Genomic DNA, 21,749 nt, shown 5'->3' with positions numbered 1-21,749 from the left:
CTCCGTCGCGGGGCCTTCGTCGCCCCCCGTGGGCGGAAAGAGTTTGCATGACATCGATCCCTGGCAGTGAAAGCAGCGAAGGCCGCGAAGGCGGCGAAGGCGGTGCGGAAATCGCGCGGCTGCTCAAGCCCTTCGTTCCGTGGATCGCGCTGTCGCTGGTCACCGGCGTGTGCGCGGGTGCGGCCACGGTCGCGCTGCTGCGCACCATCAACCTGGTGCTGAACCAGGAAGGCGGCATGGCCGGTGGACTGCTCCTGACCTTCATCGGCCTGTGCCTCGTGGCGCTGTTCGGACGCATGGCGTCGGACGTCTCCACCAACTTCGTGGGCCAGCGCCTGGTGGCCCAGGTGCGCAAGAGCCTGGCGCAGAAGATTCTCTCGGCGCCCATCGACGCGCTCGAGCGCTACCGCACCCACCGTCTGATGCCCGTGCTCTCGCAGGACGTGGACATGATCAGCGACGTCGCCTTCGTGCTGTCGTCCACCTTGATCGCCGTGGCGGTCGCGCTCGGTTGCCTCGGCTATCTGGCCTGGCTGTCGCTGCCGCTCTTCGGCCTGCTGGTGGTCGCGCTCGCGATCGGCGCGACGATCCAGACGGTCGCCCAGACGCGCGGCAGCGCCGGCTTCTGGAAGGCGCGCGCGCACGAAGACCAGCTGCACAAGGCCTACCGTGCGATCAGCGAGGGCGCAAAGGAACTGCGCATGCACCGCGATCGCCGCACGCGCATGTTCGACGACCAGATCGAGCGCATCGTCGACGACATCCGCACCGTCAACAGCCGCGCGATCAACACCTACGTGATGGCCACGGCCTTCGGCTCGGCCCTGTTCTTCCTGCTGATCGCGATGATCCTCGGCTGGGCGGCCTTCCGTGCCACCGAGCCCGTGGTGCTCAGCGGCTTCGTGCTGGTGCTGCTGTTCCTGAAGGGCCCGATCGACATGATTGCCGGCGCGCTGCCCAACGTCGGCCGCGCCAAGATCGCGTTCCAGCGCATCGCGGATCTGTCGGCGCGCTTTGCGACGCCCGAACCGCACTTGCATCTGGAGCGCCCGGCGGGCAGCGCCAGGATGCAGGAAGGCATCGGCATGCGCGGCGTGCGCTATGCCTTCGATGTGCCCGAAGGCGGCGAGCCCTTCGTGCTCGGCCCCATCGACCTGCAGCTGCGCCGCGGCGAAATGGTGTTCGTGGTGGGCGACAACGGCTCGGGCAAGACCACCCTGATCAAGCTGCTGCTCGGCCTGTATGCGCCGCAGGCCGGCGACGTGCTGCTCGACGGCCAGCCCGTGACGCCGCAGACCCGCGACGACTACCGGCAGCTCTTCACGACGGTGTTCTCCGACTTCTACCTGTTCGAGGATCTCGTCGCCACGCAGAAGGGTGAAGCCGGCACGCACGCGTTGCCGCAGGCCGCGCTGCCTTACCTGCAGCGCCTGGAGATCGCCCACAAGGTGAGCATCAAGGACGGCTCGTTCAGCACCGTCGACCTCTCGACCGGCCAGCGCAAGCGGCTGGCGCTGGTGCACGCCTACCTGGAAGGCCGGCCGGTGCTGGTGTTCGACGAATGGGCCGCCGACCAGGACCCGAGCTTTCGCCATCTGTTCTACACCGAGCTGCTTCCCGAGCTGCGCGCCAAGGGGCATCTGCTGGTCGTGATCTCGCACGACGACCGCTACTTCCACCTGGCCGATCGCGTGATCACCATGAAGGCCGGACGCATCGCACAAGACCGGGCCCGCGCTTCGGCGAATCTTGCCGCGTGAAAGCACGCGCCCTTTCGATCGCACCCAACACACAGAGGAGTTGACATCCCATGCAGCACATCCATGACCTGATCGGCGTCGGATTCGGCCCGTCGAACGTCGCCCTGGCCATCGCACTCGAGGAGAAGCGCCACGGCAGCAAGCCGCTGGACGCGCTCTTCATCGAGCGCCAGCCCTGCTTCGCCTGGCACCCGAACATGCTGCTGGACCAGGCGCACATGCAGATCTCGTTCCTGAAGGACCTGGCGACGCTGCGCAACCCGAGCAGCCGCTTCACTTTCGTGAACTACCTGCATGAGAAGGGCCGGCTGACGGACTTCATCAACCTCAAGAGCTTCTTCCCGAGCCGCCACGAGTTCAACGACTACCTGGGCTGGGCCGCGGGCCAGTTCGAGGATGCCTGCCGCTACGGCGAGGAGGTGTTCGACGTGCAGCCCGAGAAGCAGGGCGGCGAAGTGCAACTGCTGCGCGTGCACTCACGCACCGCCGACGGCCGCGTGCAGGAGCGGCTCGCGCGCAACCTGGTGGTGAGCATCGGCGGCGTGCCCAGCATTCCCGAGGGCTTTCGCGGGCTGCGCGACGACCCGCGCGTGTTCCATTCGAGCAGCTACCTCAAGGACATGGCGCAGCACCCCCACGCGCGGCGCGTGGCCATCGTCGGCGCCGGCCAGAGCGCGGCCGAGATCTTCATGGACCTGCAGGGGCGCCCCGGCGCGCCGCAGGTCGACCTCGTCATGCGCGCGCGATCGATCCGGCCCTCGGACGACAGCCCCTTCGTCAACGAAGTCTTCAACGCCGACTTCACCGACTACATGTACAGCCAGGGTCGCGACGTGCGCGCCGCGCTGCTCGACGAGTTCTCGCAGACCAACTACGCGGTGGCCGACCTCGACCTGATCCAGCAGATCTACAAGGTCTTCTACGATCAGAAGGTGGCGTGCGGCACCCGCCTGCGCATGCTGCGCCAGCACGACGTGCGCTCGGTGCGCGCCGCGAACGACGGCATCCACCTCACGCTGCTCGACCGCGACGTGCAGCGGGAAAGCACCGTGCGCTATGACGCCGTGGTGCTCGCCACCGGCTATGCGCGCGACCAGCACAAGGACCTGCTGGCGCCGCTCGCGCCCTATGTCGGCGCTTACGACGTCGACCGCTACTACCGCCTGAAGGCCACGCCCGACTTCCATCCGGGCATCTACCTGCAGGGTGCTTGCGAAGACAGCCATGGCCTGAGCGACACGCTGCTGTCGGTAACGTCGGTGCGCACGGGCGAGATCGGCAACGCGTTGCTTGCTGCGCAGTCGCGCGCACGAAGCGCGGTGCGCGACGCGCCGCAGGCCGTCCAGATCTAGCCGATGCCTCGGCGCACTGCGATGGCCCGCAGCGCCTCGGTGCCCGCACAGGCGGCTGTCGACACCGCGTGGGTGCTGTTCTGCCGGTTGCACGATGCGCCCTCGCGCGACCACGCCGACCAGCTCGTGCAGTGGCTTGGCGAGGACCCACGGCACGTGCGTGCGTTCGACGAGGCGCTCACGCTGTGGGCGCTGGCGGGCGCCGCGTTGGTGAAGCCCGTGCTCGACGAGGCGCGGCGTTGCGGCCCCGACCTGCAATAGCCTGCGCCACGGGCGTGTCGCCGGGCCTCAGCCCCGCGCTGGAATCCCCAGGCCCTTCACCACCGCAGGCCGCGCCACGAAGGCTTCGAGCACGCGCGCGACGTTCTTGAAATCGGCGAAGCCCACGAGGTCGGCGGCCTCGTAGAAGCCGATCAGGTTGCGCACCCACGGGAAGGTCGCGATGTCGGCGATGGTGTAGCTGTCGCCCATGATCCATGCGCGGTCGGCCAGGTGCTTGTCGAGCACGCCGAGCAGGCGCTTCGATTCGGCCACGTAGCGGTCGCGCGGGCGCTTGTCTTCGTAGGCCTTGCCGGCGAACTTGTGGAAGAAGCCGAGCTGGCCGAACATCGGGCCGATGCCGCCCATCTGGAACATCACCCACTGGAGGGTTTCGTAGCGCGCAGCCGCATCCTTCGGGATGAACTGGCCGGTCTTCTCGGCGAGGTACAGCAGGATGGCGCCCGATTCGAACAGCGCCAGCGGCTGGCCGCCCGGGCCGTTCGGGTCGAGGGTGGCGGGGATCTTGTTGTTCGGGTTGAGCGGCAAGAACTCCGGCGACATCTGGTCGTTGGTCTCGAAGCTCACGAGGTGCGGCTCGTAGGGCAGGCCGGTTTCCTCCAGCAGGATCGACACCTTCACGCCGTTGGGCGTGGGCAGCGAATACAGCTGCAGCCGCTCAGGGTGCTGGGCGGGCCATTTCTTCGTGATGGGGAAGTGCGAGAGATCGGTCATTTCTTTTCTTTGGTGAGGGCAGCCGGTGCTGCGCGACGGGTGTTCTTTTTCGGGGCAGCAGGAGGCACCGCAAACAGCCGTTCGATCGACTGCCGCACATCGGCCTGCATGTCTTCAATCGCCTTCGTGTCGCCCGAGAGGTGCTTGAGCAGCGCCTGCAGGAACAGCCCGTCGAAGAGCGCGTAGCAGGCCGAGGGCGGCAGGCCGGGGTCTTGCCCCGAGAGTTCGGCGAAGCGGCTCATGATGCGCCAGATCATGTCTTCGAGGCTCTTGTCGATTTCCACGACGTCGTCGTGGAACGCGGCTTCGAACAGCGCCTGCGAACGCAGGTCGTACCAGAGCCGGTGCACGTGGCCTTCGCCCTGCAGCGTGTCGCCCAGGCTCTGCAGGAAGCCTTCCATGAGCTCGTCATACGTCGTGGCAGTGTCGACCGCGTGGTCGTAGCGCGTGACGCAGCGCGCCTTGTACTGCTTGACGCTGCAGACGATGAGGTCGACCTTGTCGCTGAAGTAGTAGTGCAGCACGCCGTGCGAGAACTCGGAGTTCTGCGCAATTTCGCGCAGGCTGGTGCGCGCGTAGCCGAGCGTGGCCAGCGTGGTGAGGGCGGCTTCGCCGAGCTCGGCGCGGCGCTCCGCGAACTTGTCGGCCGGCGCCTTCTGCACCCGCCCGGTGTGCTTCTTTACCCGTGAATGAGTGGTCATTTCTAGCCAGGCCGCAGAGTGCCGGCCGCTGTGTTTCCTGGTGATTGCAAACCATAGCACGCGGCGTGGGAAATCCCTCGTGCGTGCGGTCCGGAGGCATTTTACGGAATTTGGGCAGTCGTCAAGAAAAGTCTTGACACTCGTCAAGTCGATTCCTAGCATGACCGCTCCATCTCATAAACATATTCACAGGAGACAAGTGATGGCCAAGTTCGACTTGACGGGGCGCAAGGCCCTGGTGACGGGTGGTGCGCGCGGCATCGGCGCGGGCATTGCACAAGCACTGGCGCAAGCGGGTGCGTCGGTGATGATCGGCGACGTGCTCGCCGATCTTGGGAAGGAGACCGCGCAGCGGCTCTCTGCCGAAGGGGCGAAGGTGAGCTTCGTTCCGCTCGACGTTACGAAGGACGGCGATTGGGCGGCTGCCACCGAAGCCACGGTGAAGGCACTCGGCGGCTTCGACATCCTGGTCAACAACGCCGGCATCGAGATCACCTCGCTGGTGATCGACGTCGAGGGCGACGACCTGCGCCGCATGCTCGACGTGAACGTGGCCGGCACGCTGCTGGGCATGAAGCACGCGTTTCGCGCCATGCGCCCCGGCGGCAGCGCGGGCGGCGGCGGGGCGGTGGTCAACATCGCGTCGGTCGCGGCCACCATCGCGTTCCCCGCCATTGCCGGCTACTCGGCGACCAAGTCGGCGGTCGACCGCGCCACGCGCGTGGCGGCCATGGAGTCCGGCAAGCTGGGCTACGGCGTGCGCGTCAACTGCATCTACCCCGGGCTCGTGCCCACCGACATGGGCATGAAGCTCGCCAACGACATCGTGGCCGCCGGGCTTGCGCCCAGCGTCGAAGCCGCCGTGGGCGACGTCATCGGCCAGACGCCGCTGGGCCGTCTCGGCGAGGTCGGCGACATGGCCGACGTGGTGGTCTTCCTCTGCTCCGATGCCGCCCGGTTCATCACCGGCGCGGGCCTCGCGGTGGACGGCGGTATGGGCATGTGAGCGATCAACAAGGAGCAAAGAACATGAGCAGCAGCAAGAAGAAACCCGTCGTCGTTTACGGCGCCTCCGGCTACACCGGGCGCCTGGTCTGCGAGTACCTGCGCGAGTACCACATCCCCTTCATTGCCGCGGGCCGCAGCGCAGAGAAGCTCGAAGCCGCGATGAAGTCGAACGTGCCCGGCATCGAGACGGCCGACTACGAGGTGGTCGAGGTCGCGCACACGGTCGAAGCGCTCACCGAGCTCTTCACCGGCGCGTCGGTGGTGCTCAACACGGTGGGGCCGTTCGCGAAGTTCGGCACCGAGGTGGTCGATGCCTGCCTGGCCGCCGGCTGCCATTACACCGACACCACCGGCGAACAAGACTGGCTCATCACGCTCGACCAACAGTACGGCGCCAAGTTCGCCGCCGCGGGCCTGCTGCTCTCGCCCGGCCTGGCGCAGATGTACACCACCGGCGAGATCGCCGCGCAGCTGTGCCTGGAAACACCGGGCCTGGACACGCTCGACATCGCCGTGTTCTGGGGCGGCAGCCCGACCATCGCGTCGACGCAGACCATCCTCGTGAACGCGGCCACGTCGAAGGCCTTCTTCCTGGAGCAGAACCAGTACGTCGAATGGCAACCCGACGCGGGCCTGTACCACCTGTCGATTCCGGGCCAGCACGAAGCCGCATTGGCATTGCCTTGGGGCGGCACCTCGCACCCCGTGTGGTTCAAGCGCGATCCGCGCGTGGCCAACGTGAAGGTGCTCGGTGGCGTCTTCAACAAGCCGCTGATGTTGGGCGTGCCGCAGATCGTGGCCGCTGCGCTCAAGGCCACCGAGGGCATGAACGACGAAGACCGCTATGCCGCGCTGGCGCAGACGGCGGCGGGCGTGATGAACACCATGCCGCCGCGCGAGAACCCGCGCATCAACAAGTCCGTCGATTCGGTGCACGCCTCGGGTCCGCTGGGCCGCGCGCACTGCGTGATCTTCGGCAACTGCAACTACAAGCAGACCGGCCTGTTGCAGGCCTATGCCGCGGCCTCGCTGCTGCAGCAGGCACCGCGCCGCGCCGGCTTTGCGTCGGGCTGCCAGGCCTTCGGGCACCGCGAGTTGCTGGGGGCGCTGCGCAGCTTCGGGCTGGTGCAGGAACCCGTGCTCACGCGGATGGGCTGACCCCCATGCGCCTCGTCGACTACCTCGACAAAGGCGCCCAGCAGGGCGCCGATTCGCCATGCCTCACCATGGGCGACGCCGACCTGAGCTATGCACAGGTGCAGCGCGTCAGCTGGCGCGTGGCGCGCGGCCTGCAGCGCACCGGCATCGCGCCGGGGAGCAAGGTGGCGGTGCTCTCGAGCAACGACGCCATGGCTTTCGCCACGGTGTTCGGCATCTCGCGCGCGGGCTGCGTGTGGTGCCCGATCAACCCGCGCAACGAAGCCAGCGAGAACGCCTTCGTGCTCGATGCCTTCGATTGCACGTGCCTCGTGTTCCACAGCAACTACGCGCCCATGGTCGAGCAGATGCGCGCGCAGCTGCCGCAACTGAAGGCGCTGGTGTGCCTCGACAAGCAGCAGGCCTTTGCGCCTGCCATGGATGAATGGCTCGACGGGCTGGACGACGCACCCATCGACATCGCGCCGCCCGACGACGTGGCCATGATCGCCGGCACCGGCGGCACCACCGGCCAGCCCAAGGGCGTGATGCTCTCGGGCGGCAACCTGGAGGCCATGTCGGCGCTGACGCTCATGGGCTATCCCTTCGAGGGCCGGCCCGTGTACCTGGCGCTCGCGCCGCTCACGCATGCGGCCGGCGTGCTGTGCCTGCCGGTGATGGCGCTGGGCGGGCGCGTGGTCATCATGCCCAAGCCCGACCTGAGCGAGTTCCTTGCGCTCATCGAGCGCCGGCGTGTCACCCACACCTTCCTGCCGCCGACGCTGATCTACATGCTGCTGCAGCACCCGGAGTTGGCACAGACGAAGCGTGATTCGCTGCAGTGCTTCTGGTACGGTGCCGCGCCCATGTCGGCCGCGCGGCTCGAAGAAGCGCTCGACAAGATCGGCCCCGTCATGGCCCAGCTCTTCGGCCAGACCGAGGCGCCGATGATGGTCTCGATGATGCCGCCGCGCGACCACTTCAACGCCGACGGTTCGGTGGCGCGCCAGCGCCTGGCCTCGGCGGGGCGGCCCGGGCCGCTGGTGCAGGTCGGCATCATGAACGGCGAGGGCGCCTTGCTGCCGACAGGCGAGAGCGGCGAGATCGTGGTGCGCGGCTCGCTCGTGATGCGCGGCTACTACAAGGACCCGAAGGCCACGCAGGAGGCCTCGCGCCACGGCTGGCACCACACGGGCGACATCGGCTACCTCGATGCCGACGGCTTCCTGTTCATCGTCGATCGCGCCAAGGACATGATCATCTCGGGCGGCTTCAACGTCTACTCCGCCGAGGTGGAGCAGGTGCTGATGCAGCACCCCGACGTGCAGGACAGCGCGGTCGTCGGCCTGCCCGACGAGAAGTGGGGCGAGCGCGTGGTGGCCGTGCTGCAGCTGCATGCGGGCCGCAGCGTCGATGCCGAGGCGATCAAGGCCTTCGTCAAGTCGCGCATCGGCAGCGTGAAGGCGCCCAAGCAGGTCGAGGTGTGGGCCGACCTGCCGCGCTCCAAGGTCGGCAAGGTGCTCAAGAAGGAAGTGCGGGCGTCGCTGTTGCAGAAGCTGCAGTCGCCGGACTGAATCAGTCGCGCTGGTAGTGCCCCTGGTGGGCCTGGCGCAGCTCGAACTTCTGGATCTTGCCCGTCGAGGTCATCGGCAGCGCGGGCAGGAAGACGATGTCCTTGGGCACCTCGAAGCCGCCGAGGTGTTCCTTGCAGTGCGCCGCCAGCGCGGCCTCCGAGAGTTCTTCCGGCGCATCGGGCCGGCGCGTGACGAAGGCCGTGATGGCCTCGCCCCAGCGCTCGTGCGGCAGGCCGACCACGGCGGCGTTGAGCACGGCCGGGTGGCGCAGCAGCACCTCCTCGACCTTGAGCGAGGGCACGTTCTCGCCGCCCGACTTGACCATGTCCTTGAGCCGGTCGAGAAAGATCAGTTGCCCGTCGCCGTCGAGCTTGCCCAGGTCGCCCGAGTGGTGCCAGCCGAAGCGCTGTGCGTGGGCCGTGGCCTGCGGGTCCTTGTAGTAGCCGAGCATCACGTTCGGTCCGCGAAAGACGATCTCGCCGATCTGGTCCGGTGCGAGCAGTTCGCCCTCGTCGCCCATCACCGCGACCTCGTTCACCATCGTGCCCACGCCCCAGTACGAGCCGAAGCGCTCGCGCTGCTGGTGGGTCTCGAAGATGGTGGCGCCGGGGTACATCTCGGTCTGTCCCGAGGCCAGTGCAAAGTTGGGGCAGAAGGTGTCGAGAAGGCGCAGCAGCAGCGTGCGCGACATCGGCGCCATCGCATACACGCACAGCCGCAGGCTCGACAGGTCGCGCGATGCGCGCTGCGGGTGCGCCAGCAGCGCGCCGTACATCATCGGCAGCCCGACCGTCACGGTGATCTTGTGGCGCTCGATGGCGGCGAGCATCGCGCCCGGGTCGAAGCCGCGCAGGATGACGTTCGTGCCGCCCACCGCCAGCGCCGACATCAGCACCGTGTGCTGCCCGCAATGAAAGAGCGGCAGCACGTTGCTCCACACATCGTGGTGCGTGGGGCTGCCGCCCCATTCGAGCATGTTGCTCATGAGCACCGAGTGCACCGAGGCGTGCGAATGCATCACGCCCTTCTGGCGGCCGGTGGTGCCGCTGGTGTACATGATGAGCGCGAGCTGGTTGCTGTCGATGGCCACGTCGGGCAGCGTGGCTGGACCTTGCGCAATGGCCTGCGCCACGGTGGGCATGCCAGGCGGTGGCGTGTCGCCGTCGAGCACGCACAGCAGCGGCGAGACCTTCGCCGTGTCGAGCAGCTGGCGAAGTTCGGGTTTGGCGTGCAGCGCGGTGTCGATCACGAGGTGCCGCACCTCGGCGTGTTCGAGGATGTAGCCGATGGCATCGACGGCGAGCGCCGTGTTGATCGGCACCCACACCAGTCCGGCTTTCTGGATGCCGAGCAGCGCGACCACCATCTCGATCGAGTTGTTGCACAGCATGCCCACGCGCTCGCCGCTCGCCAGGCCAAGGCCCAGCAGGTGGTGCGCGAAGCGGTTCGATGCGGCATCGAGTTCGGTGTAGCTCATGCGGTGCTCGCCCTCGATCAACGCAGTGCGCGCGCCGAAGCGCCGCGCGCTGCGGTGGATCACGTCACCCAACGCAATGCGGGCGATGCGCTGGAAGGAGGAGGGTGCGGTCTCTGGGCGGGCGGCGGGCATGGCGTCGTGTCTCCGGTCGTTGTGATGTCGATCGGAGCGCAGACTAAGACCGGCACCGCCTGCCGGTCTTGCGAAGAGTGGCTATGCGGCGCTCACGCGGCCGCATCGGGCCCTGTCAGAAGCGGGCCTTGAGGAAGGCCGAGGGCCCCTGCAGCCGCACCTTGAGGCGCGAATCGGCAAAGCCGCCCTCGCGCGTGAGGTCGATGTTGGTCACGCCATACGACAGCACCAGGCCGACGTTCTTCACCGGGAACCACTCCACGCCGGCTGCGGCGTTGTAGATGTTGCCGTGGAAGCGGCCGCTGCTCTTCCACACGCCCGAGGCATCGGCGAACAGCCGCAGGTCGGGTGTGATCGCGTGGCGCACGCCGACCTCGAGCAAGGGCGCGATGGCGTTGTCGCTCGAGCGCTCGCTGACCGAACGCACCTGTCCGTTCACGCCGACCAGCGCACTGGCACCGAGCGTCGCGCGGTAGTACGCCGCGCCGGCGCCCAGCCCGAAGACGGTGTTGCCCGAGCCGAGCCACCACTTGTAGGCGAGCTTGGCAAAGTCGAGCTGCGCCGACAGGTTGGCGCTGCCGATGGCGTTCAGCGCGCCGAAGCCGCCGATCGTGGTGCTGCCCCCGATCTGCCCGTCGTAGTCGCGCTTGTAGCGGTAGTAGTCGAAGGAGATGCCCTGGCTGTCGCCGATCAGCACATCGGCCGTGATGCGCGGCATGGTCACGCGGCCCGGCTTGAGGTCGTTGGAGCGCAGTGCGCCGTAGGGCGTTTCGACCGACGCGCTGAACTTGGGGTCGGCACTGAAGGCACCCACCGAGAAGCTGAAACGGTCCAGCGCCGGAGAAGGTTCGGCCGTCGCGACGACGGGCGCGGCGATGCAGGTGAAGAGAACGCCGGCCGCGGCCAGCGTGCCAGGGACGCCGCGCGAGCGCGAACGAGGCAACAGCATGAAAGAAATCCTTCGGATGAAAGACGCCTCGGGCCTGCGCGTGGGTCGCGACGCCTGCGGGCTGAGCTCCCTGGAACCGCACCACCTTAGTGAGACGGCGCCGGGCTGTGCATGCGCCGATGGCCGATGTGGCTGTAGGAAATTGCCGATCGCGCGCCGATGCACACCACGGCGCTACAGTCCGCCCATGCGCGCACACCTTTCCACCACCACCGGTCCACAACGCCTGCTCTACGGAGCCGCGGCAGCCGTCGCGGTGGCGCTGCTGCCCTGGCCGATGGGCTTCACGGCGCGCGCGCTGGCCGGCTGGTGCGCGGGCGTGACGGTGTACCAGGTGCTCAGCTGGTGGCTGGCCGAGACCTTCGATGCCCAGCGCACGCGCGAACGCGCGCAGCAGCTGGACCAGCCCAACGTCGTGATCCTGGTGTCGATGCTGGTGGCGGTGGGCGTGAGCGTGGTCGCCATCGCGATGCTGCTGCAGCAGGTGCGCCAGCTCGGCGGCTGGGCGCGCGGCGCCCATGTGGCGCTCGGGCTGGTGGCGCTGGCGGGGTCGTGGCTCATGATGCACACGATCTACGCCTTTCACTACGCACACCGCTACTACATCGATCGCAAGGACCACGCCTCCGACGGCGGGCTCGACTTTCCGGGCAAGGAAGCGCCCGACTACTTCGACTTCATGTACTACGCCTACGTGATCGGCATGACCTCGCAGGTGTCGGACGTGCAGGCCACCTCACACGAGATGCGGCGCATCACGCTGGTCCACAGCGTGCTCGCCTTCGCCTTCAACATGCTTGTGCTGGCGCTGTCGGTGAACGTGGTCGCAGGCGTGGTCTGAAGAAAGCTCAGCCCGCGGCCTTGCGCAGCGACGGCAGCTTGACGATGCCGGTCGACAGCGCCACGCCGCACACGATCACGAAGGCGCAGATCAGCATCCACTGCGTGATCTGCTCGCCGAGGAACACGGCGCCATAGAACAGCGCGAACACCGGCACGAGGAAGGTCACGGTGAGCGCGCGCGCCGGGCCGGCGCGCTCGATGAGCCGGAAGAACAGGATGTAGGCCACGCCCGTGCAGGCGATGCCCAGCGCCAGCAGCGCTGCCCACGCGCGCAGGCTGGGCATCTGCGCGGGCCAGAGCCAGATGGCGGGCAGCACGAGGAACAGCGTGGCGCCGATCTGGCTGCCCGTGGCCGTGGTCAGCGCAGGCACGCCGGCCAGGTGGCGCCGCGTGGCGCTGGCCGAGATGCCGTAGCAGAGGCACGCCGCGAGACACGCGAGCACGGCCCACAGCGCGGCGTGGTTGCTGGCACCGGCATGCAGGCCGGCGCTGCGGCTGGCGAGCATCGCGACGCCCGCGAAGCCGATCACCAGCCCGACGAGGCGCGAGCCGTTCGGCCGTTCGCGGAACCAGGCCCAGGCCACCAGCGCGCCGAACATCGGCGTGGTCGCGTTGAGCACCGCCGCCAGGCCGGTGTTGATGGTCAGCAGCGCAAAGCAGAACAGCGCGAAGGGCATGCCCGAGTTGAAGATGCCGACCGTGAGGCTGGCCTTCCAGTGCTTCGCGATCGACGGCCCCTGGCCGCGCAGCAGCGCGATCGGCAGCAGGAACAGCGCCGCGATGGCCACGCGCACGGCGGCCGTCGGCAACGCGCCGAACTCTGCGGCGCCGATGCGCATGAACAGGAACGAGGCGCCCCACAGCGCGCCCAGCAGCACGAGATCGATGAGCCACGCCTTGGGCGCGAGCGCGGCAGTGGCGGGTGCGGGCGAGGAAGCGACGGTGGTGTTGTTGTTCGTTGTGGTCATGCGTCTCTTTGAGGAATGGCGCAGTGCGCCATCGAAGAGATGTCGCGCTGCGCCACGGGCGGTGTTTTCTTCTGTCTTACTTGCCGGTTTCGAGTTCGAGCAAGGCGGTCTTGCGATCGAGCCCGCCAGCGTAACCGGTCAGCGAGCCGTCTGCACCGAGCACGCGGTGGCAGGGCACGATCACGCTGATCGGGTTGCGCCCGACCGCCGCGCCGACCGCGCGCACCGCGGCCGGGTTGCCTACGCGCTGGCTCAGCGCGCCGTAGGTCGTGGTCTCGCCGGCCGGAATGGCGAGCAGCGCCTGCCACACGCCCTGCTGGAAGACCGTGCCGTGCGACAGGTCGAGCTGCATGTCGAAGTGGCTGCGGCGGCCCGCGAAATAGTCAAGCAGTTGCGCAGCGGCTTCCACCAATGCGGGATGGTCGTCCTTCGTCTGCCAGCCCGCGGTGTCGGGCCAGTGGCGTTGCTGGTCGAACCAGACGCCGGCCAGGCCCTGGTCGGTGGCGGCCATGGTGACGCCGCCCAGCGGCGTGTCGATGTGCGAGGTGTAAATGACTGTGCGTTTGAATTTCATGGTCCTTCAGGCACGAGGCCTGCCGTTGCGAGGTCGGAAGAAGAAGCGATCGGCGTCATCGCCGATGCCGGCTCGGAAGGTGCGGGTGGTGCGGGCGGTGTGTGCCACGCGCGCAGCACCGCGTAGCTGCGCCAGGGCCGCCAGGCCTGCGAGGCCTCGGCCGCGGCACGCGCGGTGGTGACGCCCAGCGCCTTCTGCAGGGCCACGTCGCCGGCGGGAAAGGCGTCGGGCCAGCGCAGGGCGCGCATCGCGATGTACTGCGCGGTCCAGGCGCCGATGCCGGGCAGTTCCTGCAGCGCCGCGAGGGTCGAGGGCACGTCGGCGCCCGCATGCAGCGCCAGCCGGCCCGAGGCCACTTCGCGCGCAATGGCCTGCAGCGCGGCCTGCCGCTGGCGCACGATGCCCAGCTGCCCGAGCGCATCGCCACTGGCCGCTGCCAGCGCGGCTGGCGTGGGGAACAGGCGGGTCAGGCCGTCGATGGGGGTGTCGATCGCGTCGCCGAAGGCCTCGACCAGCCGCGAGCCCAGCGTGCGCGCCGCGACCACAGTGATCTGCTGGCCCAGCACCGCGCGCACCGCGAGCTCGAAGCCGTCGACCGTGCCCGGCACGCGCAGCCCGTCGCCATGCGGAAAGGCGGCGTGCAGTGCGGCGTTGATCGCCATCGGCTCCGCGTCGAGGTCGAACAGCGCGCGTGCGCGGCTGATGACGATCGGCAGTACCGCGGCCAGCGAATCGCTCACGGCCAGCAGCACCTGTTCGCGCTCGAGGTCGAAGCGCAACTGCAGCCAGCCGGCGTGCGTCTGCCCGCCTTGCTGCACGCGCAGCGTGCGCGCCAGCCGCACATAGGTCGGCGTGCTGCCCTTGGCGGGTTCCTTGCCGTCGGCGGTGTGCACGGTCTCGACGCCGCGCAGTGCGCGCCGCGCGAAGAAGCCGAGCATGGCGTTCGCGTCGTAGGGTGGGCGAAAGCCCAGCCGCACTTCAATCGCCTTGCCTTCGCCGCCCTCGGTGCCGCCCGCGCGGCGCAGTGCGCTCGGGTTGAGTCCGTAGTGCGCCACGAAGGCCGCGTTGAAGCGCCGCACGCTCGCGAAGCCACTGGCCAGTGCCACCTGCGTCATCGGCAGGCGCGTGTCGGCAATGAGCTGCTTGGCGGCCAGCAGGCGGCGCGTCTGCAGGTACTGCAGCGGCGACACGCCGAACTGCGCCTCGAAGATGCGCCGCAGGTGGCGGTCGCTCACGCCCAGGCGCGCCGCGATCTGCGCCGCGCCGGGGCCTTCTTCGGACCAGGCGTCGGGCTCGTCGATGAGCCGCGCCGCCTGCAGCGCGAGGATGCGCGAGGCATCTTCGGTCGACCAACTGGCCGCGCGCGGCGCCAGTTCGGGCCGGCAGCGCAGGCAGGGCCGAAAGCCTGCTGCCTCGGCCTGGGCCGCGTGGCGGAAGAAGCGGCAGTTCTCGCGCCGCGGCAGCTTGACGCGGCAGACCGGCCGGCAGTAAATGCCGGTGGAGGTCACGGCCGTGAAGAACGAGCCGTCGAAGCGCGCGTCGTGCGTCTTCATCGCCAGGTAGCAGGCGTCGCTCTCGAGCACTTCGGAGGGGGCGTGGGCGGTAGACATGGGGAAATGATACGGTTTCGACTCGTTTCAACTGGCCGTTTTCGGACATCGATGTCTACAACGCGTTGCCTACAATGCCCGACTCCGAACCAACAGTGACCCCGCCCTTCATGCAGCTCAGCGCATCGATCTTCAAGGCCTATGACATCCGCGGCGTCGTGCCCCTCAGTCTCGATGTCGAAGTGGCCGAGGCGTTGGGCCGTGCCTTCGGCAGCGCGGCGCGCGCGGCCGGCGAGACCTCGGTGGCCGTGGGGCGCGACGGCCGCCTGTCGGGCCCGGCGCTGGTGGACGCACTGATCGACGGCCTGGTCGCCACCGGCGTCGAGGTGATCGACGTGGGCGCGGTCACGACCCCGATGCTGTACTTCGCGGCCCACACGCTGTGCACCAGCGGCATCCAGGTCACGGGCAGCCACAACCCGAAGGACTACAACGGCTTCAAGATGGTGCTGGCCGGCCGCGCGATCTACGGCGACGAGATCCAGGGCCTGCGCAAGACCATGGAAGACGGCAGCGCCACGCTGGCGCCCGGCGGCAGTGTGCGCAAGGTCGATGTGACCGAGGCCTATGTGCAGCGCATCGTGGGCGACATCCAGCTCGCACGACCCATGAAGATCGTGGTCGATTCGGGCAACGGCATCGCGGGCGCGACCGCACCGGCGATCTTCCGCGCCATCGGCTGCGAGGTGGTCGAGCTGTTCAGCGAAGTCGACGGCAACTTTCCCAACCATCACCCCGATCCGAGCAAGCTCGAGAACCTGAACGACCTGATGGCCGAACTGGCCAAGGGCGGGGCCGAACTGGGCTTGGCCTTCGACGGCGACGGCGACCGCCTGGGCATCGTCACCAAAGACGGCCAGAACATCTTCCCCGACCGCCAGATGCAGCTCTTTGCACAGGACGTGCTCTCGCGCGTGCCGGGCGGCACCATCGTCTACGACGTGAAGTGCTCGCAGCGCCTGGCGCCGGCCATCGTGGCCGCGGGCGGCACGCCGATGATCTACAAGACCGGCCACTCGCTCATCAAGGCGAAGATGAAGGAAATCGATTCGCCGCTGGGCGGCGAGATGAGCGGCCACATCTTCTTCAAGGAGCGCTGGTACGGCTTCGACGACGGCACCTACGCCGGCTGCCGCCTGCTCGAAATCCTGAGCAAGCATCCGGACGCGAACGCCGTGCTGAATGCGCTGCCCACCAGCTTTTCGACACCTGAACTGAACGTCGCCTGCGCCGAAGGCGAGCCGCACGTGCTGGTCGCCCAGCTCGTGCAGAACGCGCGCTTCGACGCGCCCGCCCAGGTCTCGACCATCGACGGCCTGCGCGTGGACTGGCCCGATGGATTCGGGCTGATCCGCGCTTCCAATACCACCCCCGTGCTGGTGCTGCGCTTCGAAGGCCAGACCGAGGCGGCGCTCCAACGCATCGAGACCGAGATGCTTGCGGTGCTGCGGACGGTCAAGCCCGACGCCACGCTGGCCGCTGCTGCCCACTGAAGAACCTGTGCGTTCCCTGCTGCTTCGCCTTTACGGCGTTTTCACCACCGCCGTCCAACCGCTGGTCCGCCGCAAGCTGCGGCGCCGCGCCATCGCCGAGCCCGGCTATGCCGTGGCCGTCGAGGAGCGCTTCGGCCACTACGACGACGCCACCACCGGCTTTGCCCAGTGCTGGGTGCACGCCGTCTCGCTGGGCGAGACGCGCGCCGCCGCCATCCTGATCGCCGAACTGCGGCGCCAGTACCCGGGCATTCCGATCCTGCTCACGCACGGCACCGCCACGGGCCGCGAAGAGGGCGCCAAGCTGCTCGAGCCCGGCGACACGCAGGTCTGGCAGCCGTGGGACACGCCCGGCGCTGTCGCCCGCTTTCTCGACCGCTTCCAGCCGCGCATCGGCGTGCTGATGGAAACCGAGGTCTGGCCCGAAATGGCCGCCGCCTGCGCCGAGCGCCGCATTCCGCTGGTGCTGGCCAATGCGCGGCTCAACGAGAAATCGCGCGCCGCGGCCGAACGGCTCAGCGGGCTGGCACGGCCCGCGTACTCGGCGCTCACCGCCGTGTGGGCGCAGACCGAGGCCGACGCGCACCGGCTGGTGTCGCTCGGCGCCAAGGTGGCCGGCATCTACGGCAACCTCAAGTTCGACGCCACGCCCGATGCGCGGCAACTGGCCACGGCCGTGTCGCTGCGCGAGCACCTGCCGCGGCCGATGGTCGTGCTGGCCAGTTCGCGCGATGGCGAAGAGCGCCTGCTGCTCGAGGTGCTCAAGCGCTTCGGCTCGACGTCGCCGGTGCCGCCCGAGCAGGGCGCGATCCGTTCGATTGCCAAGCGTGTGCACGACGTGCAATGGATGATCGTGCCGCGCCATCCGCAGCGTTTCGACGAAGTGGCGGCGCTCATCGAGGCCGAAGGCTTTGCCGTGGCGCGCCGCAGTGCCGCTGGCCAGCCGGCCGAGGCCGAAATCTGGCTCGGCGATTCGCTGGGCGAAATGGCGCTGTACTACGGCCTGGCCGACGTGGCCTTGCTCGGCGGCAGCTTCGAGCCGCTGGGCGGACAGAACCTCATCGAACCGGCGGCCTGCGGCTGCCCGGTGGTGATGGGCCCGTCGACCTTCAACTTCGCCGAGGCGGCGCAGCTGTCGCTCGCGGCGGGCGCGTCGCTGCGCGTCGAAGGCATGGAGCAGGCCGTGACGGCCGCGCTCAAGCTGGTCGAGAACCCGGAGCGTCGTGCGGCGATGGCGCAGGCGGCGCTGGCCTTCTCGTCGTCGAACCGCGGGGCGGCCGAACGCACGGCGGCCGCGGTGCTGGCGATTGCGCAGGCGGCGGAACCGGTGACGACGCCGGTGGCCGATGACGACGGCGCGCCACCGCCCGAAGCGGCGCGGGCCGAGCCCACCCTCGACTGACTTGGTGTTGGCTCCTTCCCCCTCTGGGGGAAGGCTGGGATGGGGGCAAGTGCCCAACGAGCGCCGCAATGGGTTTGAGGCCGTCGTGCCCCCACCCCGCCCCTCCCCCGGAAGGGGAGGGAGAAAGACAAACTCCCCTCAGCGCATCGACGGATTCAGGGGATTGACCCCGTATCCGCTCCTTCCCCTTCCGGGGGAAGGATGGGATGGGGGCAAGCGCCCAACGAGCGTTGTTGTGGGGCGGAGGCCGTCGTGCCCCCACCCCGACCCTCCCCCAGCGGGGGAGGGAGAAAAACCAATCAGCGCACCGGCGGATTCAGGATCACCGGCGGCGGTGGTGCCGACGGCATCGTGGGCGCGGGCGGGTTGAACGGCTGCACCGGCACCGGCGGCACCACCGGAATGGCCGGCGGCGTCACGGGCACCACGGGTGCGCCGGTCGTCGCGGCAGGCACTGCAGGCGTGCTGCCATTGCGCGCCAGCGTCGCGTTGATCGCGTTCATGTCGTCGGTCGTCAGCGTGCCGTTGGCCTGGCGCAGCTTCAGGTTGCCCAGCAGCACGTTGTAGCGCGCCTGCGCGAGGTCGCGCTTGGTCTGGAACAGCTGGCTCTGCGAGTTGAGCACGTCGATGTTGATGCGCACGCCCACCTGGTAGCCCAGCTTGTTGGCGTCGAGCGCGCTCTGGCTGGAGGCTTCGGCGGCTTCGAGCGCCTTCACCTGGCCCGCACCCGACACCAGCCCGAGGTAGGCCGCGCGCGTGGCCTGCGCCACGCTGCGGCGCGTGCCGTCGAGCACGCTGCGCGACTGGTCTTCGAGCGCCAGCGTTTCCTTGATGCGGTTCTCGGTGGCAAAGCCCGCGAACAGCGGCAGGTTGAAGGTGACGCCGACCGTGGCAGCGTTGACGCGCGTGCCCACGGTGCTGGTGCTGGTGCCGTTGGGGTTGCGCGTGACGTTGTAGCCCAGGTTGGCATCGAGCGTGGGCTTGTGGCCGGCCTGGGCCTTCTGCACCTCGAGCCCGGCCACGTCCAGGCCCAGGCGCGCCTGGCGGATCGCCGGATGCACCTCGTCGGCCTGCGCCACCCAGGCGTTGATGTCGGCGGGCTGCGCGGTCGGCAGCACGACCGGCGCGGCCAGCGGCACGGGCACGCTGCCCGGCCGGCCGACCAGCTGGTCGAGCACCACCTTCTTGACCTGCAGGTCGTTCTCGGCAGCGATTTCCTGGGCAATCACGAGGTCGTAGCGGGCCTGGGCCTCGCGCGAGTCGGTGATGGTGGAGGTGCCGACCTCGAAGTTGCGCTTGGCCGACGCCAGCTGCTCGGCCACGGCGACCTTCTGCGCGCGCACCAGGGCCAGGCTGTCCTGGCTGGCGAGCACGTCGAAGTAGGCCTGGCTCACGCGCACGATGAGGTCCTGCTCGGCGATGGTGAGCACCGCCTGCGCCACTTCGGCCTGGCGCTTGCCCTGCTCGTAGGTGGCCCAGTTGGCGGGTCGGTACAGCGGCTGCGTGGCGTTGATGCCGACGTTCTGCGTGGTGAAGTCACGCGGGGTGCTGGTGCCGCGGCCGGCACCGGTCAGGGTGTCGATGTCCAGGTTGCTGCGGTTCACGCCCGCGGTGAGCCCGACCGCCGGCAGGATGCCGGCCTTGGCCTGCGCGGCGCGTGCCAGGTTGGCTTCGTACTGGGCCCGTGCGCCCTGGTAGGTGGCGTCGAAGCCGCGTGCGGAATCGTAGAGTTCGTTCAGTGTCTGGCCCTGGGCCGGCAGGGCGAGCAGGCCTGCAATGACGCTTGCGAGGGCTGCGGAAAGTGGCACAAGCCGGGGCCTGGGAGGCATTGAACGTCCTTGGGAGCGAAAGAATCAGTAGCGCGGCACGCTCGGGTCGTGCTGCGCGGACCAGGCGTCGATGCCCCCCGCCACGTTGGCGAGCGAGTCAAAGCCGTTCTGGTGCAGAAAAGCGGCCACGCGCTGGCTGCGGGCGCCGTGGTGGCACAGGCAGGCGATGCGGGGCGCGGGCTGTCCGTCGCCGGCGGCGAGTTCGGCCAGCCGGCCGGGGATCTCGTTCATCGGGATCGCGACCAGCGTGAAGCCCTGCGGCGCAACGCTCGCGGTCTGCAGCTCCCAGGGCTCGCGCACGTCGAGCAACACGGGGGCGGCGTCGGCGTCCTGGGCGAACCAGGCGGCCAGGTCGGCGGGGCGGACTTGATCGATCATTCGGTGGGCCGCTCGATCAGAACGCGAAGCGCGAAGGCTCGGGAAAGTTCAGCAGGCGCGGCGCCACGGTGTCCCAGGGCTGGATCGTGTCCCACTTGCTTTCGCTGGTGCGGGTCACGAAGTGGGCGCGCATCATGGGCTCTTCGCCAACGATGGCCGAGAGGCGACCGCCGACCTTGAGCGAGCCGAGCAGGTTCTGCGGAATGCGTGCGACCGAGCCGCTGAGCACGATCACGTCGAAGCTCGGGCCGCTGGCCAGCGGCACGGCGCCGTCGGCGTGGCGCACTTCGACATTCGTCACGCCGTTCTGGCGCAGCGTCTCCGCGGCGCGGGCGGCCAGCACGGGGTTGATTTCGAGCGACAGCACCTGGGCCGCGCGGGCGCCGAGCAGGGCGGCCATGAAGCCGGAGCCGGTGCCGATCTCGAGCACCGATTCGTGCTTCTGGATGTGCAGGTCCTGCAGGGTGCGGGCTTCGACCTTGGGCGACAGCATGAATTCGCCGGGCACCGAGCCGTCGAGCAGCGGCAGTTCCATGTCGAAGAAGGACAGCGTGCGGTGTTCGTCGGGCACGTAGTCTTCGCGGTGAATCTCGGCCAGCAGCTCGAGGATGTCCGACTCCAGCACGTCCCAGGGACGGATCTGCTGTTCGATCATGTTGAAGCGCAAGCGCTCGAGGGTGGGCGTGGGGTTCATGGCGTGGCTTTCCTTGAAGGCTCTGGACGGGGACAAACCTTCAATTTTAGGTCGCACCGATGACGCCACCGCGCCAGTCGGCCATCCGGCGGCCGTCATGCGGGGCTCCCGGGGCGCACGCAGAGGCCGTTGAGCACGGTGTCGCACTGGGTGGCGATGAATTTTTCGGGGTCGAGCGCGCTGACGCCGTCGACGCAGACCATGGCCGAATGCTTCCAGAGCATGAGGAACACCATGGGCGCGACCACCGAGTAGATGGCGTGGTCGATGTCCATCTGCACGAACTCGCCGCGGTCGATGCCGCGCTGCAGGATGCGGCGCAGCAGGTCGTGGCCGGGGCGCACCACCTGCTGGCGGTAGAACTCCGCCAGCTCGGGGAAATTGCCGCCTTCGCTCATCATCAGCTTGGTCAGGCCCGAGGCCTTGGTCAGGCCGACGCGCTCCCACCAGACGTTCATGCAGTAGCGCAGCATGTCGGCGGTCGTGCCCTCGAAGGCCTCGAATTCGGCGTTCCACTCCGTGAAACGGCCGCCGAGGTTTTCGACCACCACGGCCTTGAACAGCTCTTCCTTGCTCGGAAAGTACAGAAAGAGCGTGCCCTTGGACACGCCGGCCCGCACTGCCACTTCTTCCGAGCGGGTGGCGGCAAAGCCTTTTTCGACGAACAGGTCGAGCGCCGCCGCCAGCAGTTCGCCCGGGCGCGCCTCTTTGCGCCGCGCGCGCTTGGAAGAAGGCAGCGGACAGAACTTGTCGACGAGGGAGCGGGGGGACGGCATGGTGTTAATGACTGACGGGTTAGTAATGTAGTGACCGGCATCCGGCCCGTCAAGCCGCGACAATACCGGTCCCCCGCTTTTTCCAACCCCACCCGGAGC

Annotated in this window: 20 protein-coding genes; 9 read left to right on the top strand and 11 right to left on the bottom strand. The window is 68.6% G+C overall.

The features are described from left to right. Positions 1-47: 47 nt before the first annotated feature. Genes RZE79_RS22130 through RZE79_RS22120 form a run of 3 tightly spaced genes read left to right on the top strand, consistent with a single transcriptional unit; the run spans position 48 to position 3,373 of the window. Positions 48-1,760, top strand: coding sequence for a cyclic peptide export ABC transporter (locus RZE79_RS22130; protein WP_319356851.1), 1,713 nt, complete (start codon positions 48-50; stop codon positions 1,758-1,760). Positions 1,761-1,810: 50 nt separating this feature from the next. Continuing rightward, the gene (locus RZE79_RS22125; protein WP_319356850.1) at positions 1,811-3,112 is read left to right on the top strand and encodes a lysine N(6)-hydroxylase/L-ornithine N(5)-oxygenase family protein; all 1,302 of its coding nucleotides are present in this window, start codon (positions 1,811-1,813) and stop codon (positions 3,110-3,112) included. A 3-nt stretch (positions 3,113-3,115) separates the two neighbouring features. Then, entirely contained in the window at positions 3,116-3,373 is a 258-nt protein-coding gene (locus RZE79_RS22120; protein ID WP_319356849.1) for a hypothetical protein, read from the top strand. A 27-nt stretch (positions 3,374-3,400) separates the two neighbouring features. Here RZE79_RS22120 and RZE79_RS22115 read toward each other — a convergent pair whose 3' ends face one another. Further along, on the bottom strand, positions 3,401-4,105 hold the full coding sequence (locus tag RZE79_RS22115; protein ID WP_319356848.1) for a glutathione S-transferase N-terminal domain-containing protein: 705 nt from the start codon (positions 4,103-4,105) through the stop codon (positions 3,401-3,403). Then, on the bottom strand, positions 4,102-4,806 hold the full coding sequence (locus tag RZE79_RS22110; RefSeq protein WP_319356847.1) for a TetR/AcrR family transcriptional regulator: 705 nt from the start codon (positions 4,804-4,806) through the stop codon (positions 4,102-4,104). The genes RZE79_RS22115 and RZE79_RS22110 overlap by 4 nt, the downstream gene beginning before the upstream one ends. Positions 4,807-5,008: 202 nt before the next feature. Between RZE79_RS22110 and RZE79_RS22105 the strand changes: the two genes are divergently transcribed. Genes RZE79_RS22105 through RZE79_RS22095 form a run of 3 tightly spaced genes read left to right on the top strand, consistent with a single transcriptional unit; the run spans position 5,009 to position 8,525 of the window. Next, complete coding sequence (locus tag RZE79_RS22105; protein WP_319356846.1) at positions 5,009-5,812, top strand: SDR family oxidoreductase; 804 nt, start codon at positions 5,009-5,011, stop codon at positions 5,810-5,812. Positions 5,813-5,835: 23 nt separating this feature from the next. Then, a complete protein-coding gene (locus RZE79_RS22100) occupies positions 5,836-6,972 on the top strand; it encodes a DUF5938 domain-containing protein (protein WP_319356845.1) in 1,137 nt (378 codons plus the stop codon). A 5-nt stretch (positions 6,973-6,977) separates the two neighbouring features. Further along, a complete protein-coding gene (locus RZE79_RS22095) occupies positions 6,978-8,525 on the top strand; it encodes a long-chain fatty acid--CoA ligase (RefSeq protein WP_319356844.1) in 1,548 nt (515 codons plus the stop codon). 1 nt (position 8,526) lies between these two features. Here RZE79_RS22095 and RZE79_RS22090 read toward each other — a convergent pair whose 3' ends face one another. Next, complete coding sequence (locus RZE79_RS22090; protein ID WP_319356843.1) at positions 8,527-10,134, bottom strand: AMP-binding protein; 1,608 nt, start codon at positions 10,132-10,134, stop codon at positions 8,527-8,529. Between the two features lie 115 nt (positions 10,135-10,249). Beyond that, on the bottom strand, positions 10,250-11,083 hold the full coding sequence (locus RZE79_RS22085; protein WP_153282772.1) for a hypothetical protein: 834 nt from the start codon (positions 11,081-11,083) through the stop codon (positions 10,250-10,252). 187 nt (positions 11,084-11,270) lie between these two features. On the opposite strand from RZE79_RS22085, the gene RZE79_RS22080 reads away from it, so the two are divergent. Then, positions 11,271-11,924, top strand: coding sequence for a DUF1345 domain-containing protein (locus tag RZE79_RS22080; RefSeq protein ID WP_153282773.1), 654 nt, complete (start codon positions 11,271-11,273; stop codon positions 11,922-11,924). A gap of 7 nt (positions 11,925-11,931) precedes the next feature. On the opposite strand, the gene RZE79_RS22075 is transcribed toward RZE79_RS22080, so the two are convergent. The 3 genes from RZE79_RS22075 to RZE79_RS22065 all read right to left on the bottom strand — a co-directional run bounded on the left by RZE79_RS22075 (position 11,932) and on the right by RZE79_RS22065 (position 15,078). Next, on the bottom strand, positions 11,932-12,894 hold the full coding sequence (locus RZE79_RS22075; RefSeq protein WP_319356842.1) for a DMT family transporter: 963 nt from the start codon (positions 12,892-12,894) through the stop codon (positions 11,932-11,934). A 76-nt stretch (positions 12,895-12,970) separates the two neighbouring features. Beyond that, a complete protein-coding gene (locus RZE79_RS22070) occupies positions 12,971-13,468 on the bottom strand; it encodes a methylated-DNA--[protein]-cysteine S-methyltransferase (protein WP_153282775.1) in 498 nt (165 codons plus the stop codon). Beyond that, positions 13,465-15,078, bottom strand: coding sequence for an Ada metal-binding domain-containing protein (locus RZE79_RS22065; RefSeq protein ID WP_319356841.1), 1,614 nt, complete (start codon positions 15,076-15,078; stop codon positions 13,465-13,467). Before RZE79_RS22065 ends, RZE79_RS22070 begins: the two co-directional genes overlap by 4 nt. A 110-nt stretch (positions 15,079-15,188) precedes the next feature. Here RZE79_RS22065 and RZE79_RS22060 point away from each other — a divergent pair, with 110 nt between their 5' ends. Then, entirely contained in the window at positions 15,189-16,571 is a 1,383-nt protein-coding gene (locus RZE79_RS22060; protein ID WP_319356840.1) for a phosphomannomutase/phosphoglucomutase, read from the top strand. Between the two features lie 7 nt (positions 16,572-16,578). Continuing rightward, the gene (locus RZE79_RS22055) at positions 16,579-17,973 is read left to right on the top strand and encodes a 3-deoxy-D-manno-octulosonic acid transferase (RefSeq protein ID WP_319356839.1); all 1,395 of its coding nucleotides are present in this window, start codon (positions 16,579-16,581) and stop codon (positions 17,971-17,973) included. A 299-nt stretch (positions 17,974-18,272) separates the two neighbouring features. Here RZE79_RS22055 and RZE79_RS22050 read toward each other — a convergent pair whose 3' ends face one another. The 4 genes from RZE79_RS22050 to RZE79_RS22035 all read right to left on the bottom strand — a co-directional run bounded on the left by RZE79_RS22050 (position 18,273) and on the right by RZE79_RS22035 (position 21,650). Continuing rightward, complete coding sequence (locus tag RZE79_RS22050) at positions 18,273-19,802, bottom strand: TolC family outer membrane protein (protein ID WP_319356838.1); 1,530 nt, start codon at positions 19,800-19,802, stop codon at positions 18,273-18,275. A gap of 24 nt (positions 19,803-19,826) precedes the next feature. Beyond that, entirely contained in the window at positions 19,827-20,180 is a 354-nt protein-coding gene (locus RZE79_RS22045) for a rhodanese-like domain-containing protein (protein WP_070062458.1), read from the bottom strand. A gap of 16 nt (positions 20,181-20,196) precedes the next feature. Further along, a complete protein-coding gene (locus tag RZE79_RS22040) occupies positions 20,197-20,874 on the bottom strand; it encodes a protein-L-isoaspartate O-methyltransferase (RefSeq protein ID WP_153282780.1) in 678 nt (225 codons plus the stop codon). Between the two features lie 95 nt (positions 20,875-20,969). Continuing rightward, positions 20,970-21,650 (bottom strand): TetR/AcrR family transcriptional regulator, encoded by a 681-nt coding sequence (locus RZE79_RS22035; protein WP_319356837.1) that lies wholly within the window; start codon positions 21,648-21,650, stop codon positions 20,970-20,972. Between the last annotated feature and the right edge of the window lie 99 nt (positions 21,651-21,749).

The sequence above is a fragment of the Variovorax sp. EBFNA2 genome (assembly GCF_033802765.1).
GTDB lineage: Bacteria > Pseudomonadota > Gammaproteobacteria > Burkholderiales > Burkholderiaceae_C > Variovorax > Variovorax paradoxus_H.
This window is presented reverse-complemented; position numbering and strand designations above follow the sequence as displayed.

Bases quoted from the DNA above. Each gene is read 5' to 3' on its own strand.
- RZE79_RS22050 (WP_319356838.1), bottom strand. From the start codon at position 19,802: ATGCCTCCCAGGCCCCGGCTTGTGCCACTTTCCGCAGCCCTCGCAAGC.
- RZE79_RS22065 (WP_319356841.1), bottom strand. From the start codon at position 15,078: ATGTCTACCGCCCACGCCCCCTCCGAAGTGCTCGAGAGCGACGCCTGC.
- RZE79_RS22085 (WP_153282772.1), bottom strand. From the start codon at position 11,083: ATGCTGTTGCCTCGTTCGCGCTCGCGCGGCGTCCCTGGCACGCTGGCC.
- RZE79_RS22115 (WP_319356848.1), bottom strand. From the start codon at position 4,105: ATGACCGATCTCTCGCACTTCCCCATCACGAAGAAATGGCCCGCCCAG.
- RZE79_RS22060 (WP_319356840.1), top strand. From the start codon at position 15,189: ATGCAGCTCAGCGCATCGATCTTCAAGGCCTATGACATCCGCGGCGTC.
- RZE79_RS22080 (WP_153282773.1), top strand. From the start codon at position 11,271: ATGCGCGCACACCTTTCCACCACCACCGGTCCACAACGCCTGCTCTAC.
- RZE79_RS22040 (WP_153282780.1), bottom strand. From the start codon at position 20,874: ATGAACCCCACGCCCACCCTCGAGCGCTTGCGCTTCAACATGATCGAA.
- RZE79_RS22035 (WP_319356837.1), bottom strand. From the start codon at position 21,650: ATGCCGTCCCCCCGCTCCCTCGTCGACAAGTTCTGTCCGCTGCCTTCT.
- RZE79_RS22110 (WP_319356847.1), bottom strand. From the start codon at position 4,806: ATGACCACTCATTCACGGGTAAAGAAGCACACCGGGCGGGTGCAGAAG.
- RZE79_RS22100 (WP_319356845.1), top strand. From the start codon at position 5,836: ATGAGCAGCAGCAAGAAGAAACCCGTCGTCGTTTACGGCGCCTCCGGC.
- RZE79_RS22130 (WP_319356851.1), top strand. From the start codon at position 48: ATGACATCGATCCCTGGCAGTGAAAGCAGCGAAGGCCGCGAAGGCGGC.
- RZE79_RS22105 (WP_319356846.1), top strand. From the start codon at position 5,009: ATGGCCAAGTTCGACTTGACGGGGCGCAAGGCCCTGGTGACGGGTGGT.
- RZE79_RS22075 (WP_319356842.1), bottom strand. From the start codon at position 12,894: ATGACCACAACGAACAACAACACCACCGTCGCTTCCTCGCCCGCACCC.
- RZE79_RS22090 (WP_319356843.1), bottom strand. From the start codon at position 10,134: ATGCCCGCCGCCCGCCCAGAGACCGCACCCTCCTCCTTCCAGCGCATC.
- RZE79_RS22045 (WP_070062458.1), bottom strand. From the start codon at position 20,180: ATGATCGATCAAGTCCGCCCCGCCGACCTGGCCGCCTGGTTCGCCCAG.
- RZE79_RS22070 (WP_153282775.1), bottom strand. From the start codon at position 13,468: ATGAAATTCAAACGCACAGTCATTTACACCTCGCACATCGACACGCCG.
- RZE79_RS22095 (WP_319356844.1), top strand. From the start codon at position 6,978: ATGCGCCTCGTCGACTACCTCGACAAAGGCGCCCAGCAGGGCGCCGAT.
- RZE79_RS22120 (WP_319356849.1), top strand. From the start codon at position 3,116: ATGCCTCGGCGCACTGCGATGGCCCGCAGCGCCTCGGTGCCCGCACAG.
- RZE79_RS22125 (WP_319356850.1), top strand. From the start codon at position 1,811: ATGCAGCACATCCATGACCTGATCGGCGTCGGATTCGGCCCGTCGAAC.